This window comes from Pseudomonas costantinii (genome assembly GCF_001870435.1).
Taxonomy (GTDB): Bacteria; Pseudomonadota; Gammaproteobacteria; order Pseudomonadales; family Pseudomonadaceae; genus Aquipseudomonas; species Aquipseudomonas costantinii.
This window is the reverse complement of sequence record NZ_MDDR01000065.1, coordinates 49,144-63,999: the sequence shown is the minus strand read 5'-3', so window position 1 is coordinate 63,999 and position 14,856 is coordinate 49,144. Positions and strand designations below refer to the sequence as shown.

15 protein-coding genes are annotated in these 14,856 nt (G+C 59.0%); 4 read left to right on the top strand and 11 right to left on the bottom strand.

Going from position 1 to position 14,856, the window contains the following annotated elements:
- Positions 1 to 65 precede the first annotated feature (65 nt).
- Together BFL40_RS30495 and rpoS are read left to right on the top strand one after the other, a co-directional pair.
- On the top strand, positions 66 to 908 hold the full coding sequence (locus BFL40_RS30495; protein ID WP_071487431.1) for a peptidoglycan DD-metalloendopeptidase family protein: 843 nt from the start codon (positions 66 to 68) through the stop codon (positions 906 to 908).
- A 105-nt stretch (positions 909 to 1,013) separates the two neighbouring features.
- Entirely contained in the window at positions 1,014 to 2,021 is a 1,008-nt protein-coding gene (rpoS, locus tag BFL40_RS30490) for an RNA polymerase sigma factor RpoS (protein ID WP_071487430.1), read from the top strand.
- Positions 2,022 to 2,260: 239 nt separating this feature from the next.
- Here the strand turns inward: rpoS and BFL40_RS30485 are convergent, their stop codons facing one another.
- Positions 2,261 to 2,470, bottom strand: a complete 210-nt coding sequence (locus BFL40_RS30485) for a cold-shock protein (RefSeq protein ID WP_002554837.1) — start codon at positions 2,468 to 2,470, stop codon at positions 2,261 to 2,263.
- A 388-nt stretch (positions 2,471 to 2,858) separates the two neighbouring features.
- On the opposite strand from BFL40_RS30485, the gene dcd reads away from it, so the two are divergent.
- The gene (dcd, locus tag BFL40_RS30480) at positions 2,859 to 3,425 is read left to right on the top strand and encodes a dCTP deaminase (protein WP_071487429.1); all 567 of its coding nucleotides are present in this window, start codon (positions 2,859 to 2,861) and stop codon (positions 3,423 to 3,425) included.
- A 107-nt stretch (positions 3,426 to 3,532) separates the two neighbouring features.
- Positions 3,533 to 3,730, top strand: coding sequence for a hypothetical protein (locus tag BFL40_RS30475; RefSeq protein ID WP_071487428.1), 198 nt, complete (start codon positions 3,533 to 3,535; stop codon positions 3,728 to 3,730).
- Between the two features lie 230 nt (positions 3,731 to 3,960).
- Here BFL40_RS30475 and BFL40_RS30470 read toward each other — a convergent pair whose 3' ends face one another.
- The 10 genes from BFL40_RS30470 to BFL40_RS30425 form a co-directional block, all read right to left on the bottom strand.
- The gene (locus BFL40_RS30470) at positions 3,961 to 4,725 is read right to left on the bottom strand and encodes an ABC transporter ATP-binding protein (protein ID WP_060754065.1); all 765 of its coding nucleotides are present in this window, start codon (positions 4,723 to 4,725) and stop codon (positions 3,961 to 3,963) included.
- 13 nt (positions 4,726 to 4,738) lie between these two features.
- On the bottom strand, positions 4,739 to 5,857 hold the full coding sequence (locus BFL40_RS30465; RefSeq protein ID WP_071487427.1) for a succinylglutamate desuccinylase/aspartoacylase family protein: 1,119 nt from the start codon (positions 5,855 to 5,857) through the stop codon (positions 4,739 to 4,741).
- Between the two features lie 9 nt (positions 5,858 to 5,866).
- Positions 5,867 to 6,577 carry an ABC transporter permease gene (locus tag BFL40_RS30460; protein ID WP_071487426.1) on the bottom strand — a complete coding sequence of 237 codons (711 nt, stop codon included), beginning with the start codon at positions 6,575 to 6,577 and terminating at the stop codon, positions 5,867 to 5,869.
- Positions 6,574 to 7,302 (bottom strand): ABC transporter permease, encoded by a 729-nt coding sequence (locus BFL40_RS30455; RefSeq protein WP_071487425.1) that lies wholly within the window; start codon positions 7,300 to 7,302, stop codon positions 6,574 to 6,576. Before BFL40_RS30455 ends, BFL40_RS30460 begins: the two co-directional genes overlap by 4 nt.
- Positions 7,303 to 7,361: 59 nt before the next feature.
- Positions 7,362 to 8,141 (bottom strand): transporter substrate-binding domain-containing protein, encoded by a 780-nt coding sequence (locus BFL40_RS30450; RefSeq protein ID WP_071487424.1) that lies wholly within the window; start codon positions 8,139 to 8,141, stop codon positions 7,362 to 7,364.
- 291 nt (positions 8,142 to 8,432) lie between these two features.
- Positions 8,433 to 10,874 (bottom strand): penicillin acylase family protein, encoded by a 2,442-nt coding sequence (locus BFL40_RS30445; RefSeq protein ID WP_071487423.1) that lies wholly within the window; start codon positions 10,872 to 10,874, stop codon positions 8,433 to 8,435.
- A 167-nt stretch (positions 10,875 to 11,041) separates the two neighbouring features.
- A complete protein-coding gene (locus tag BFL40_RS30440) occupies positions 11,042 to 11,686 on the bottom strand; it encodes a glutathione binding-like protein (protein WP_071487422.1) in 645 nt (214 codons plus the stop codon).
- 189 nt (positions 11,687 to 11,875) lie between these two features.
- On the bottom strand, positions 11,876 to 12,673 hold the full coding sequence (locus tag BFL40_RS30435) for an ABC transporter ATP-binding protein (protein WP_071487421.1): 798 nt from the start codon (positions 12,671 to 12,673) through the stop codon (positions 11,876 to 11,878).
- On the bottom strand, positions 12,670 to 13,728 hold the full coding sequence (locus BFL40_RS30430) for a FecCD family ABC transporter permease (protein ID WP_071487420.1): 1,059 nt from the start codon (positions 13,726 to 13,728) through the stop codon (positions 12,670 to 12,672). The genes BFL40_RS30435 and BFL40_RS30430 overlap by 4 nt, the downstream gene beginning before the upstream one ends.
- Positions 13,725 to 14,837, bottom strand: coding sequence for an ABC transporter substrate-binding protein (locus BFL40_RS30425; protein ID WP_071487419.1), 1,113 nt, complete (start codon positions 14,835 to 14,837; stop codon positions 13,725 to 13,727). Before BFL40_RS30425 ends, BFL40_RS30430 begins: the two co-directional genes overlap by 4 nt.
- Between the last annotated feature and the right edge of the window lie 19 nt (positions 14,838 to 14,856).

Sequence of the window (14,856 nt, the reverse complement as noted above, 5' to 3'; positions counted from 1 at the left end):
TACTTGCGTCATATTTCAAGCCTGATACAGGCATTTATGTTCAGCCACCACAAAGGGAGCGGCGGGTGAGTCTCACAGGTCTTGCGCAGCGTATGAGTAAAACAAGCTTTCAGCGACTGGTGCTTGGCCTTGTCTTGAGTTCCTTATTGGTGGGTTGCTCCAGCTCGCCATCCAGTGGGGCCCGGGTTGTCGACCGAAATAACGCCAGCGCCGTACCGCAAAAGCCGACGGTCACCACCGGGCAATATGTGGTGCGCAAAGGCGATACGATGTTCTCGATTGCCTTTCGTTATGGGTGGGATTACAAGGCGCTCGCAGCTCGTAACAATATCCCTGTGCCATATACGATACATCCCGGTCAGACGATTCGTTTCGATGGGCGCACCGGCTCTGCGCCTACGACAGTTGTGACAAACACTGGATCTTCGCCGTCGTCTTCGAGCAAAACTACCATCATCACTCGGCCTGCAGGCAGCGCCGCGCCTACGGTTGCGAGCAAGCCGGCACCCGCGCCGCTGCCCCCTGCAGGGCCTGCTCCGACCGGTTGGGGGTGGCCTTCGAACGGGGTGTTAATTGGAAAATTCTCTTCAAACGGTAGTTTGAATAAAGGCATTGATATCGCCGGGGATTTGGGACAGCCTGTTTTAGCTGCGTCTGATGGGACAGTGGTGTACGCCGGGAGTGGTTTACGGGGCTACGGCGAGCTGGTCATCATCAAACACAGCGATACCTACGTCAGTGCCTACGGTCATAACCGTAGGCTGTTGGTTCGGGAGGGGCAGCAGGTCAAAGTCGGACAGACAATTGCCGAAATGGGGTCAACTGGTACAGACCGGGTGAAACTGCACTTTGAGATTCGCCGCCAAGGGAAACCTGTAGATCCGCTGCAATTCCTACCCCGTCGTTGATGTGTTGCCAGCCTGTTCCCTCACGTAGAAGGAACAGGCTCCAGCGTTGCCAAGGATAAAGGCGTCGCTTGAGCTTGAGGTCGAACTCACCAAAGGACTATAACAATGGCTCTCAGTAAAGAAGCGCCGGAGTTTGACATCGACGAAGAGGTTCTCCTTATGGGGGAATCTATCGATATGGAATCGATGTCGAATATTGAGGGGGCTGCTGCCCCTTCAGTTCGCACCAAATCCAAGAACTCCACCGCGTTAAAGCAACACAAGTACATTGACTACACGCGGGCGCTCGACGCGACGCAGCTGTACCTCAATGAAATCGGCTTTTCCCCTCTATTGACCCCCGAAGAAGAAGTCCATTTTGCGCGCTTGTCGCAAAAGGGTGATCCGGCTGGGCGCAAGCGCATGATTGAAAGCAACCTGCGGCTGGTGGTGAAAATCGCCCGACGCTATGTCAATCGTGGTCTGTCCCTGTTGGATCTGATCGAGGAGGGCAACCTGGGCTTGATCCGTGCGGTGGAGAAGTTCGACCCTGAGCGGGGCTTCCGCTTTTCGACCTATGCCACCTGGTGGATTCGTCAGACCATCGAACGGGCGATCATGAATCAGACCCGTACGATCCGGTTGCCAATCCATGTGGTCAAGGAGCTCAACGTCTACCTGCGGGCGGCGCGTGAGCTGACTCAGAAACTCGATCATGAACCTTCGCCTGAAGAGATCGCGAACCTGCTGGAAAAACCGGTAGGGGAGGTCAAACGCATGCTCGGCCTGAACGAGCGCGTGTCTTCGGTCGACGTCTCGCTGGGGCCGGACTCGGATAAAACCCTGCTGGACACCCTGACGGATGATCGTCCGACGGATCCTTGTGAGCTGTTGCAGGACGATGATCTTTCCCAAAGCATTGACCAGTGGCTGTCGGAGCTCACGGACAAGCAGCGTGAGGTGGTGATTCGCCGCTTCGGCCTGCGCGGCCATGAGAGCAGTACTCTGGAGGACGTAGGCCTGGAGATCGGCTTGACCCGTGAGCGGGTGCGGCAGATCCAGGTGGAGGGTCTCAAGCGCTTGCGTGAGATCCTTGAGAAGAATGGCCTGTCGAGTGAGTCGTTGTTTCAATAACGGCTTTTGACGCAGCGATGAGAACGCCCGGTGCATGGGAATGCATCGGGCGTTTTGCTGTGCGCTGATCGTTCCCACGCTCCGCGTGGGAATGCAGCCCAGGACGCTCTGCGTCCCAGGGCATGACGCAGAGCGTCACAAGAGGCATTCCCATGCAGAGCGTGGGAACGATCGCAAATCCCGGGCATAAAAAAACCCCGCTTTTAAGGGCGGGGTTTTTTCGACTAAGTCAGTACAAGTTAGATAACTTGAACTTCTTCAGCTTGCATGCCTTTCTGACCGCGGGTAGCGATGAAAGAAACCTGTTGGCCTTCTTTCAGGCTTTTGAAGCCGTCGGATTGGATAGCTTTGAAGTGAACGAACAGGTCGTCACCGGATTGTGGAGTGATGAAGCCGAAGCCTTTTTCATCGTTGAACCACTTAACGGTACCAGTTTGGCGATTAGACATGGTGTATCTCCTTGGACAAAGTTAACTGCGACTCAGGAAAAGCCCTGGCCGAGACTGAGTGCAAAGAGCAGGAAAAATTCTTGGAGATGGTTGGATCGAAATTCAACATATCGTGTAGAGATTCTCAGTGACACAAGCAGCACAGTGGCGCCACCTTAACCCTTTTTCCGGGACGTGCCAATGGTATTTCCGAAGGTTTCTCTATTTTCGTGACTGGCGGTGGTATTTACAGTCACTGGGGGCCGTGATTCGGGTCCCAGCCCCGCTGGCTGTGGCTTATAGCTGGCAGCGCGTTCATCAAGAAAAACCCCGCGCCCTTTGAACCCCAGGGCCGGCCCCGGTAAGATGCCCAACAGAATTTTCCACCTCGCTATTCAGGACACCCGCCATGAGCATCAAATCGGACAAGTGGATTCGCCGCATGGCGCAAGAGCACGGCATGATCGAACCCTTCGTAGAGCGCCAGATTCGTGGTGAAGGTGCTGACCGGGTGATTTCGTATGGTGTGTCCAGCTACGGCTACGACGTGCGTTGCGCCGATGAGTTCAAGGTGTTCACCAACATCAATTCGGCGACCGTCGATCCGAAGAACTTCGACGAAAAAAGCTTCGTCGACGTCAAGAGTGACGTGTGCATCATTCCGCCGAACTCCTTCGCCTTGGCACGCACCGTGGAGTTCTTCCGTATTCCCCGCGACGTGTTGACCATTTGCCTGGGTAAAAGCACTTACGCCCGCTGCGGCATCATCGTTAACGTGACGCCGCTTGAGCCAGAGTGGGAAGGGCACGTGACCCTGGAATTCTCCAACACCACCACCCTGCCGGCGAAGATCTACGCCAACGAAGGTGTGGCGCAAATGCTGTTCCTGCAGTCCGACGAGGCCTGTGAAGTTTCCTACAAGGACCGCGGTGGCAAGTATCAGGGCCAGCTCGGCGTCACCCTGCCACGCGCTTGATCGAAAGGTCTTACACATAAAGGGAATTTGTCTGCGGGAAGTGACTCTACTGTGAGTACTGCCCCGGCGCGTGCAAAGCGCGCCGGGCCACGCTTGAGGAGTACCTTATGAAGATCGACCCGCGAATCAGCGCCGAACTCGCCCGGCTTGAACCCAACCAGATTGGTGTTCTGGCTTGGTCCCTGATGGCCGACCCTGCCTTTGCGGGTGGCATTCCCGGCCAGCCTGATGAAGATTACCCGCAGCCGACCGAACCCGGTGAACCAGTGCTTCCGGACGAGCCGCCCCCTGCGCCGATTGCCTGATACCGGTGAATATGGCCAGTCGCTCGCTGAGCTGGCCATATTTCCTGATCGCTGTTGCGCTCCACTGAAATATCCCCCTGTAAATACGCAAAATGCCGACAGCAAGCTCATACGCCTTTCTGCAAGGCAAACGGCTTCCTGCCCTGGCGGCACACCATTTTTCGCGACGTCAGGGGTTGGCTAACGCTCTGGAGGCCCCATTCCTGAGGCCCTCCAGACGTCGTAAAGGCTTACTTCAAATTGCCGCTCAGGAACTGCTGCAAGCGCTCGCTCTTCGGATTGCCTAACACATCCTCCGGCGCGCCTTGCTCTTCCACCAGGCCCTTGTGCAGGAACAGCACCTGGCTCGACACCTTACGTGCAAAGCTCATCTCGTGCGTCACCATGATCATGGTGCGGCCTTCCTCGGCCAGCCCCTGGATCACCTTCAACACCTCACCGACCAGTTCCGGGTCGAGGGCAGAAGTGGGCTCATCGAACAGCATCACCTCAGGCTCCATCGCCAAAGCACGGGCGATGGCCACGCGTTGTTGCTGACCACCGGACAGGAACGCCGGGTATTGGTCAGCCACACGCGCCGGCAAGCCCACTTTATCCAGATAGCGACGGGCACGGTCTTCGGCGTCCTTTTTGCTGCATCCCAGCACTCGGCGCGGCGCCATGGTGATGTTTTCCAGCACGCTCATATGGCTCCACAAGTTGAAATGCTGGAATACCATCGCCAGCCGCGTGCGCAGTCGTTGCAGCTCGGCGTCGTCGGCCACGCGCATGCCGTGGCGGTCGCTGACCATGCGGATTTGTTGGCCGTCCAGGGTCATGGCGCCGTCGTTAGGGGTTTCCAGAAAATTGATGCAGCGCAAAAAGGTGCTTTTGCCCGAGCCGCTGGCGCCGATCAGGCTGATCACGTCACCGGTTTTGGCCTTGAGCGAAACACCTTTGAGCACTTCATTGTCGCCATAGCTCTTATGCAGGCCTTCAACGGTCAGTTTGTACATGGGGCGTGCATCCTCAAGGCGAAAGTAGGTAGCCGCTGCGGTAGGCTTCAGTGCCTGCGACATGGCTGATCACCATTCCGGCAGTGGCCATGCGCCGTAGCGAACGGGCGTAAAGCAGGCCGGCGTTTTTACAATGCACGGGCGTTACGCGGTCAGTAATAGGGTCGATGATTTCGGCGATCAGTTGCCCGGCCTCCAGGTATTCACCGGGCAGGGCGCTGAACACCAGTAAGCCGCCGACCGGCGTGGTTACCGGTTCGACGCCTGCCAGCGGAGTGGCCGGGTAGGGCAGCTCGGGCAGTGGTGCAATGTCGCCGGCAATGGCGCCGAAGTGGATCAGATAATCGATGATTGCCTGGCAGTCGAGGCTGGCCAGGCCGTGGTTGACGTCGCCTTGACCGCGCAGTTCGACGGTCACCGAAAAGCTGCCCATGGGAATCGGGAATCGCTCGCCGAAGCGTTGCTGCAACTGCCACCACACCAGAGTGAAACACTCATCGAAGGATTGGCCGCCGGAGTCGGTGGCGAGCAAGTTGGCTTCCGAGCCGATGTAACGCGCCAGTGGTTCCACCTGCGGCCAGGCCTCGGGTGTGGTGTACAGGTGCGCCACGGCTTCGAAGTCGCAATGCAGGTCCAGCACGATGTCGGCATCGCAGGCCAGGCGTTGTAGCACCAGGCGTTGGGATTGCAGCTGGGTCTCGGCAGTTTGCGCGGCCAGGGCAGTGGCCAGGGCGGTTCGGATTAACTCGACGTTGTGCTGCGGGTCGTCCCCCAGCAAGGCCTCGATCTGGTCTCCCACCTCTTCACTGAGGTCGACAAACAGGCGATTGAAGTTCTGCCCGCTTTCCAGCTCATAGCGGCCCAAGGGAATATCCATCAACACTTGCTCCAGGCCCACCGGGTTGGCGATGGGCACCAGCACGATCTCGCTGCGCAGGCGCCCGGCCGCCGCCAGTTGCGCCAGGCGCACCTTGAGGTGCCAGGCCACCAACATGCCCGGAAGCTCGTCGGCATGCAGTGATGACTGGATGTAGATCTTGCCTTGAGCCTGTTCCGGGCCGAAGTGGAAACTGTGAATCTGCCGCGCCGTTCCTGGCACTGGCGCGATCAGTTCATGAACCTGATGACGCATACAAACTCCTTAGTGGCTCGGCCCGAGGAAGGCCAGCCAGCGGCGCTCCGCCAGACGAAACAGACCGACCAGGGTGAAGGTCACGGTCAGGTATATCAGTGCGGCGATACCAAATGATTGAAAGGTCATGTAGGTCGCCGAGTTAGCGTCCCGGGCAATCTTGAGAATATCGGGCACCGTCGCGGTAAAGGCCACCGTGGTCGAGTGCAGCATCAGGATCACCTCGTTGCTGTAGTAGGGCAACGAGCGGCGCAACGCCGACGGCATGATCACATAGGCATACAACTTCCAGCCGCTGAGGCCATAGGCCTTGGCCGCTTCGACTTCGCCATGGGCCATGCTGCGGATCGAACCGGCGAAGATCTCGGTGGTGTAGGCACAGGTGTTGAGGGCGAAGGCAAGGATGGTGCAGTTCATCGCATCGCGAAAGAACGCATCCAACACCGGCTGCGCCCGTACTGCCGCGATGCTGTAGATCCCGGTGTAGCAGATCAGCAACTGGATATAGAGCGGCGTGCCACGAAACAGGTAGGTGTAGAACTGCACCGGCCAGCGCACCAGGCGCTTGCGCGAAACGCGGGCGATGGACAGCGGGATCGATACCAGAAAGCCGAACACCAGCGAGGCGCTGAGCAGCCACATGGTCATGGCCAGCCCGGTGATGTGCTGGCCGTCGCTATAAAGGAAGGGTCGCCAGTATTGCTGCAGAAGTTCGATCATCGCACGGCCTCCCTGGACCCAGCGGAGTAGCGACGTTCAAGCCGACGCAGGACGAAGTTGGACGCGCTGGTGATCAACAGGTAGATCAGCGCGGCGAGCACCAGGAAATAGAACAGTTGATAGGTGCTCTTACCTGCATCCTGAGCAGCCTTGACCAGGTCCGCCAGGCCGATGATCGACACCAGGGCGGTGGCCTTGAGCATCACCATCCAGTTGTTACCGATGCCTGGCAGGGCAAAGCGCATCATCTGTGGGAAGGTCACGTAGCGAAACCGCTGCCCGCGCTTGAGCCCGTAGGCGGTTGCAGCTTCCAGCTGGCCGCGGGGGACTGCGAGGATCGCGCCACGAAAAGTCTCGGTGAAGTAGGCGCCGTAGATAAAACCCAGGGTGATCACCCCGGCGCTGAATGGGTCGATTTCGATGTAGTCCCATTCCATGAAGTCGGTAAAACTGGTCAGCCAGATTTGCAGGCTGTAGAAAATCAGCAGCATCAGCACCAGGTCGGGCACGCCGCGAATCAAGGTGGTGTAGAGCTGGGCGGGGATACGCAAGAGGCGCACGCTGGATAGTTTGGCGCTGGCACCCAGCAGGCCCAGCAGGACGCTGACGGCCAAGGAGGCGACCGACAACTTCACGGTCATCCACGTACCTTGCAGCAACAGTGGGCCGAACCCCTTCAAACTGAAGGCACTCAGCCCCAGGGTTTGTAAAAGATCTTCAAACATGAATTCAGGACCTATGGCGATAAAAAAGCGCCCACCTGAAACAGGTGGGCGCCAGGGTGTTATTTACCGCTGTACAGGTTCAGATCGCCGAAGTGTTTCTTCTGGATGGTGGCGTAGGTGCCATCATCGTGTAACGCTTTGATACCTTTATCGAGTAAGGCCTTGAGGTCTTTGTTACCTTTTTTGATACCGACCGCAGTTTTGGCCGGCAGCAATGGGTCGTTGATGGGCTTGCTGACTTCGTAGCCAGCGCCCGCTGGCGACTTCAAGAAGCCCAGTTCGGCTTGCAGCATGTCCTGCACCGAAGCGTCGAGACGGCCGGAAGTCAGGTCGGCGTAAACCTGGTCCTGGTTGGCGTAGGCCTTGGTGGTCACACCGGCTTTGTCCAGCACAGCCTTGGCGTAGGCTTCCTGGATGGTGCCTTGCTCGTAGCCCACGGATTTGCCCTTGAGGGACTCAGGCGTGGAGTAGTTCGCGCCTTTTTTGAACACCAGGGATGTAGGGCCGGAGAACAGCTCGCTGGAGAAGTCGATCGCCTTTTCACGGGCTTCGGTCACGGTCATCGAGGAAATTACGCCATCAAATTTGTTGGCGTTGAGGCCTGGAATCATGCCGTCAAAGTCACTTTCAACCCACTTGCACTTGACCTTAAGCTCGGCGCAGATCGCATTGCCCAGGTCGATGTCGAAGCCTACCAGGCTGCCGTCGGCGGCCTTGGATTCGAACGGCGCGTAGGAAGGATCAACACCAAAACGCAACTCCTTGTATTCCTTGGCTGTAGCAACACCAGCAGCCATGCACAGAGCCAGTGCAGAAAGGGTCAGCAATGCTTTTTTCATTATGTAATCCCTGGAAACCAAGATAAGCGCTTGTGGCGCGTTTAGGACTGTTACTGAACGGTGTCAGACGGATCACAAGTAGCAATTTCTGCACCATAGTTCCGAATGATTGTTTTAAAAGGTAGGGAGAGGGAGTTCTGAGTGTAGGAGATGCCCGAAAATGGGCGTCGAAATTTCCGAGCACTATTTTGGGTCAAATGGAGATCAACCGTGGGAGAGGCGTTGCGACGATTCGACTTGCTCGCACCGCCCCTCCCACATTTTGATCCGGTTTCTTCAGGGGAAACCGGGTTACTTGCCAGGCGTCAGGGTCAGCCTGGTTTTCCCATACGCCTTGTCAAAGTTCTGCGGTTGCATCGGGAAGCTCAGGTATTGCGCCTTGAGCGACGGGTCGATGCCATTCGCATAGTTCGGGCTGGCCGGGTTGCCGGACTGGCCGATGCCTCCCTGGCCCATCATCGGTTCTGCCTGGCCGAAGTCGACGATCATGCGCAGCGCCGGCATTTGGGTGGTGTTGAAGCTCTGGCCCCAGCTATACGGCGCCGGGTTCAGGGTGTTGTGGTCGCCGCCACTCGCAAACGGACCACGAATCACCTGGCCATTGGTGTTCTTCCACGTGGTTGTGTGCAGTTTGCCCCACTGCCAGGCCTTGTGATCGCCACCCAACTGACTGTCGCCCGCGGTGATCGCGGCGGCGAGGCTGCGGGCAAGGATCGCTGGTTTGTCTTCTTTCTGCGGCGTGCGGGTGTCATCCCAGAACGGGCTGTCTTCGCGGCCCAGCAAGTGGTCAGCGGTGGCCGAGTAGGACAGGCCTGCGTTGCTGACAAAGGCTTTCCAACTGGCGCTGTTTTCCGGGCCCAGTTTGTCGAGAAAGATCTGCTTGGCGCTTTCCTGCAGGAACAGCTCGTAGATCGCCGCGTCGGCGGAGGTGGGTGCCAGGCGGCCGTCAAAGGCCATCAGGCGATCCAGCGCTTCGCGTGCCTTGGCCCGATCAGCCGTTGGCAGCGCGTCAATCGCCTGTTTCAGCGGCTGAGCCATGCCCGGTGCCTGGAACATGGTCTTGAGCTTGGCGGCAAACGTGGTGGTCTGGTCGTACTGCATGGCGATCATGCTACGGCTGTCATGCTTGCCGGCATTGGCCAGTTGCGCCAGGCGCTCACTGCGCTCCGGCGCATCCCAGGAGTTGGATAACTGCATGCCATAGCCACGCGGCGCGGTGCGCTGGTTGGCAGTGCCGATCCAGCCTTGGACCGGGTCCTGATCGTATGGATGCAGCATCGCGTCGGCGTAGCCGTCCCAGTCAAAGCGCGCATCCCAGCCCGGCGAGGGCAGCAAGCCTTCACCTTCGCGGCGGTTGGGGAAACGGCCGGTGACTTGCCAGCCGATGTTGCTGGCGTCGGCGAAGATCATGTTCAGTGCAATGGCACGGATTTCCCGGGTTGCGTCTGAGGCCTTGCCGGCGTTTTGCGCTCGCGACAGGTCGAAGAACGCATCCAGGCTCTTGTCGTCTTTGAAGTCGGCGGTTTGCAACGCCAAGCCGAAGCCGGTAGTCAGGGCCTGGCTGCTGTTGAGCAGGGCTCCATGGCGAGTTTCGTACACCACTTCGCGAAGTGGCCGCTGACCTTTGGCAAAGTAGGTTTCGTTACGCACAGTGGCCGGTAGCCATTTGCCGTTGTTCTCGTAGTACAACGCACTGCCCTGGCGTTTGACCTTTTCGAGGAACAGGTCCTGGGTATCGCCCTTGACCGAACTCATGCTCCACGCCACTTTGCCGTTGAAACCGGACAACAGCGTCGGCAGGCCGGCAATCGAGGCACCGACGGCCTGATATTTCGGCGCGCGGATTTGCACGTAGTTCCAAGGCGACGGCGCTTGCGGCTGGGCGGAGATGTCATTGGCCAGCAGGCTTTTGCCGCTGCGGCTGCGTTGTGGGCCGATGGCCCAGTTGCTGGAGGTGGTCACCGCCAGTGCGTTAAGGCTGCTCAGTTGCTGGCTGACCGTGTCCAGCCCGGCGAGGCCGGTGATCTGGCTCAGGTTCACGCCTTTGAGCTTTTCGGCTTCGGCCACGGGAATTGGCTCGTCAGGCGCGCTCGGAGTGAGCCAGGCGAGTTTGTCGACACCGACCTTTTGCGCCAGCACCAGAGACGACAGCTCCTCCTGCAGGTTGCTCGACTCGCTGAAATTCAGCAGGCAGAACAGCAGTGCCGAGTCTTCCGGCTTCCAGTACTCGGGTTTGTAGCCGGTCTGGGCCAAGTCCGGCGGCAGCTTGTCGCGGTAGCGGTACAAGTAGGCGTTGACGCCACGGGCATACACTTCAAAGAAGCGCTTGAGGCGCGGCGACGAAGCGTTATACAGCTCGCCGGCGCTTTTCTTAAGGTTGACCGCACGCATGAAGCGGTCGACGTCCAGCACCTCAGCCCCGGACATTTCGGCCAGACGGCCCTGGGCCAGCAGGCGCAAGGTGACCATCTGAGTGATGCGGTCGCTGGCGTGTACATAACCCAGGCTGAACAGCGCGTCATGGAAGGTGTTGCTTTCGATCAGCGGCATGCCTTGGGCATTGCGGCGTACCGAAACATTCTGTGCCAGGCCTTTGATCGGCTGTACGCCGGAAACGGGAGGCAGGGTGTCCTGGGTGCTCTGGAGCTGACAACCGGCCAGGCTTAATGCACTGGCCACTGCCGCGGCAACGCCGAACCGGGGAAGAAAATGTGAGAGGGCTGGCGAGGCCATGGCAAAGCTCCTGCGGGGGTAGCGTCAGTAAAGGCGCTACGTTAGTGAGCGCGGTGAAACGACGCAAGCAGGAGTTTTAGCAATTGCTTGAGATCTTTAAGTCAGGTGGAGATCAATGTGGGGGCGAGCAAGCCCGCTCCCATATTTTGACCGCGTACGACTTCAGATCAGGATTTTGGCGGATTCACTTTTTGTACCCATTCATAAGCCCGAACCGTCGCCGGCCGCTGCTTGATGCTGTTGAACCAGCGATGAACGTGTGGGAAATCTTCCAGCCGTTGGCTCTGCTTTTCGTGGGAAGCAATCCACGGGTAGATGGCCATGTCGGCAATGCTGTATGCCTCGCCGGCCACGAACGGACGATCCACCAGGCGGCGGTCCAGCACACCGTATAGACGGGCGGTTTCGTCGACGTAACGCTTGATCGCGTAGGGGATTTTCTCTTGGGCAAACTGACTGAAGTGATGATTCTGACCCGCCATCGGCCCCAGCCCGCCCATTTGCCAAAACAACCATTGCAGCGTTTCCTGACGCTCGCGTAGGTCTTGTGGAATGAACTTGCCAGTTTTTTCTGCGAGGTACAGCAGGATTGCGCCCGATTCAAACAGCGAAATCGGCGCGCCGCCGTCGGTCGGGTTCTGATCGACGATGGCCGGAATGCGGTTGTTGGGAGCGATCTTCAGGAAGTCCGGCTTGAACTGGTCGCCCTGGCCGATGTTGATCGGGTGCACCTCGTAGGGTAGACCGGCTTCTTCCAGGAACAGCGATACTTTGTGACCGTTAGGGGTAGTCCAGTAGTACAGGTCGATCATGAAGCTCTCCAAAAGTGGTGATGCTTGAGCGAATGCCTGTAGGTATAGGTGATGTTCCAATGACGAAAATTCAATGAAATATTTGCGTCTATCGATATGCCCGTAGCAGTTGTCGAGCCCCGGCGAGGCTGCGTTGGATTCACCGCCGCTTTCAAGATCCAAAACCGCGGCGCCCCCGACGCAGTCTCGCTAGGGCTCGACAGCTGCTACGCCGTCTACCAGCACTTGCAGGCTGTGTTTAGAGCAGCGCTCGATCCGCACCTGCACGCCATACACCTTGGCAAACAGCGCCGGGTCGAGCACATCATCTGCGGCACCGCTGGCGTATAACCGGCCCTGGCGCAGTACGGCGATGTGGTCGGCGAAGCGCGCGGCGAGGTTGATGTCGTGCAGCACCACCACGGCGATCAGATTGTGTTCACGTACAAGCCCACGCACACAGTCCATGACTTTCAACTGGTAATTGAGGTCGAGGGCGCTGGTGGGTTCGTCCAGCAACATCACTTGGGGGCGGCGCGCGATCAGTTGGGCGAGGCTGACCAATTGACGTTGCCCACCTGACAGCGTGCTTAACAATTGATCGGCCAAGTGAGCAATGCCGATGCGTTGCAATGCTTGGAACGCTTCACGCAGGCAAGCGTCGCTGGATAAGGGAATGCCATCGACATTCGCCACGCGCAAGGCGGCGATCACGCTTTCCATCACGCTGAGGCTCAGGCCCGGCGGCAGATTTTGCGGCATATAGGTGACGCGGCGCGCACGCTCGGCGACGGACATGGCCGACAGGTCCAGGTCACCCAATCGCACAACACCTTGCATCTTTTCCAGCCCGGCCACGGCGCGCAGCAAGGTCGACTTGCCCGCACCGTTGGGGCCGATCAAGGCGGTCAGGCTGCCGTGGGGCAGGGTGGGTAAGGTCAGGTCATGCACAATTTGCCGACGGCCATAACTCACCTGAGCGTTCTGTACGGTTAAACCTTCACTCATAACTGCCTCCCACGTTTGAACACCAGCACCACGAAAATCGGCACGCCCACCAGCGCAGTGACGATGCCCACCGGAACTATCACGCCGGGCATGATCAGCTTGCTGGCGATCGACGACAGCGAGAGCAGCAACGCGCCGGTCAAGGCGCTGGCGGGTAGCAGGAAGCGTTGGTCTTCGCCCACCAGAATCCGTGCGATATGCGGACCGACCAGACCGATAAATCCGATCGTGCCTACAAACGCCACGGCGGTGGCCGACAGCAGGCTGATGCGCAGCAACGAGAAAAATCGCAGGCGCTTCACGTCCACGCCAAAGCTTTGTGCGCGGTCTTCACCCATGCGCAACAGGGTCAGGCGCGGTGCAGCGGTGAAGGAAAACGGCATCACCACCGCGACCACCAATGCCAGGATGCCGAGCTTGTCCCAATTGGCCCGGGTCACGCTGCCCAGGGTCCAGAACACCAGTTGTTGCAACACATCTTCGGTAGCGACCAGTTGCAATAAGGCCACCACTGCGTTGCAACTGAACACCAACGCGATGCCGAACAAGACCAGACTTTCCACCCCTGCGCCTCGTAGACGCGACATGGCTTGCAGCAAAAATACCGAGGCCGCCGCGAAGATGAAGGCCGAGATCGAAATCGCGGTGTTGGCCGATACCCACAGCGTTGTTACCGGAAACACGATCACCAAGGACGCGCCCAGCGCCGCCGCTGACGACACGCCCAAGGTAAACGGGCTGGCCAATGGGTTATTCAGGATCGCCTGCATCTCGGCCCCGGCCAGTGACAGTGCACAGCCCACCAGCACCGCCATCAACGTGTAGGGCAGGCGCACGTTCCAGATGATCACCTGATCGGTGGCGCTCAGGTGGGACGGGTGCAATATCCCGTCGAGCAAGGCCAGCAAGCCCATGCCTGACGGGCCGCTGGCCAGGTCTACCAAAATGGCGCAGACCAGTGCCGTGCCGAGTAAGGCGAGCAGCCAGGCACGCCGCGCCAGCAGGCGACGGTAGCCTTGAGTGGCGCTGGCGAGGTCGAGGGTTTGAGTGGTCATTTCTTGCTATCGATCCAATAAGCACCCTGCAACGGCATCCCCAGGAACTGCTGGTTGATCTGCTCCATGGTCGCCTTTGGGTCAAGCTTGGCAAACAGCTCCGGATGTACCCACTTGGCCAGCGCTTCAATCGCCAGCAGGTTGTACGGCGAGTTGTAGAAGTCATGCCACAGGCCGTGGGCATTGCCTTCGCGGATTGCACGAAGGTTGGCGAATTCCGGGCGCGCCAACACCCGATCAAACGCTTCGCGGGCTTCATCGGTGCTGACGCCAGCGCCCAGGATCAGGCCTGGTTTGTGGTTACCGGTGGCCACGTACACATCCGGATCAGCCTTCAGTGCGTATTCGACACTGATATCCCCCAGCGCCCCCGGCACCACATCGGCGGCGATATTGCGCCCGCCGACCAGCTTGATCACTTCACCCAGGCCGCTTTTACCGGTGGTGTGGCCCGGCGCCTGCCAGGCCCCGGCCAGTAGCTCAAGGAACACGCTCGGGCGTGGGCCCGCGGGCAACGTGGCAACGGCGTCGGTGATGACCTTGATGTGCTGGTCATAGAAATCCAGGAACGCCTTGGCCTGGGTTTCACGACCCAATGCCTCACCCAGCGCCTGCATGCTGGTGTGGGTGCCGTGCACGGGGTTGATGCGCAAGTCGACGAACAACACCGGGATGCCGGCCTTGGCCAGCACGTCAGCGACCGGGCTGTGTTCGGTCGGGCCATGGCCGGAAATACTGAACACAGCCAGGTCAGGTTTCAGTGAGAGAATCTCCTCGGCGCTGACGCTTTGTTCCGACGCTTGCCCGATCAAGGGGATGTCTTTCACCGTCGGAAATTTCGCCACATAGGCGTTGTAGGTGTGCTGATCCAGCAGCTTTAAATCGTTCTGCCAGCCAACGATGCGCTGGAATGGCGCGTCTTTGTCGAGCAAGGCAAACGCCGAAATCAACCGGCCTTCGCCGAGCACCACACGCTTGACGTGGTCGGTGATCTCGACCTTGCGGCCCAGCACGTCGGTGACTTCGTGGGCGGCGGCGGTTTCCGCGTGGCCGAGTACCAGCGCGGCGAACAGCACGCCGAGCTTGAGCAGGTGACGGGATTTGCGCATGGCAAAGGCTCCTAATGAG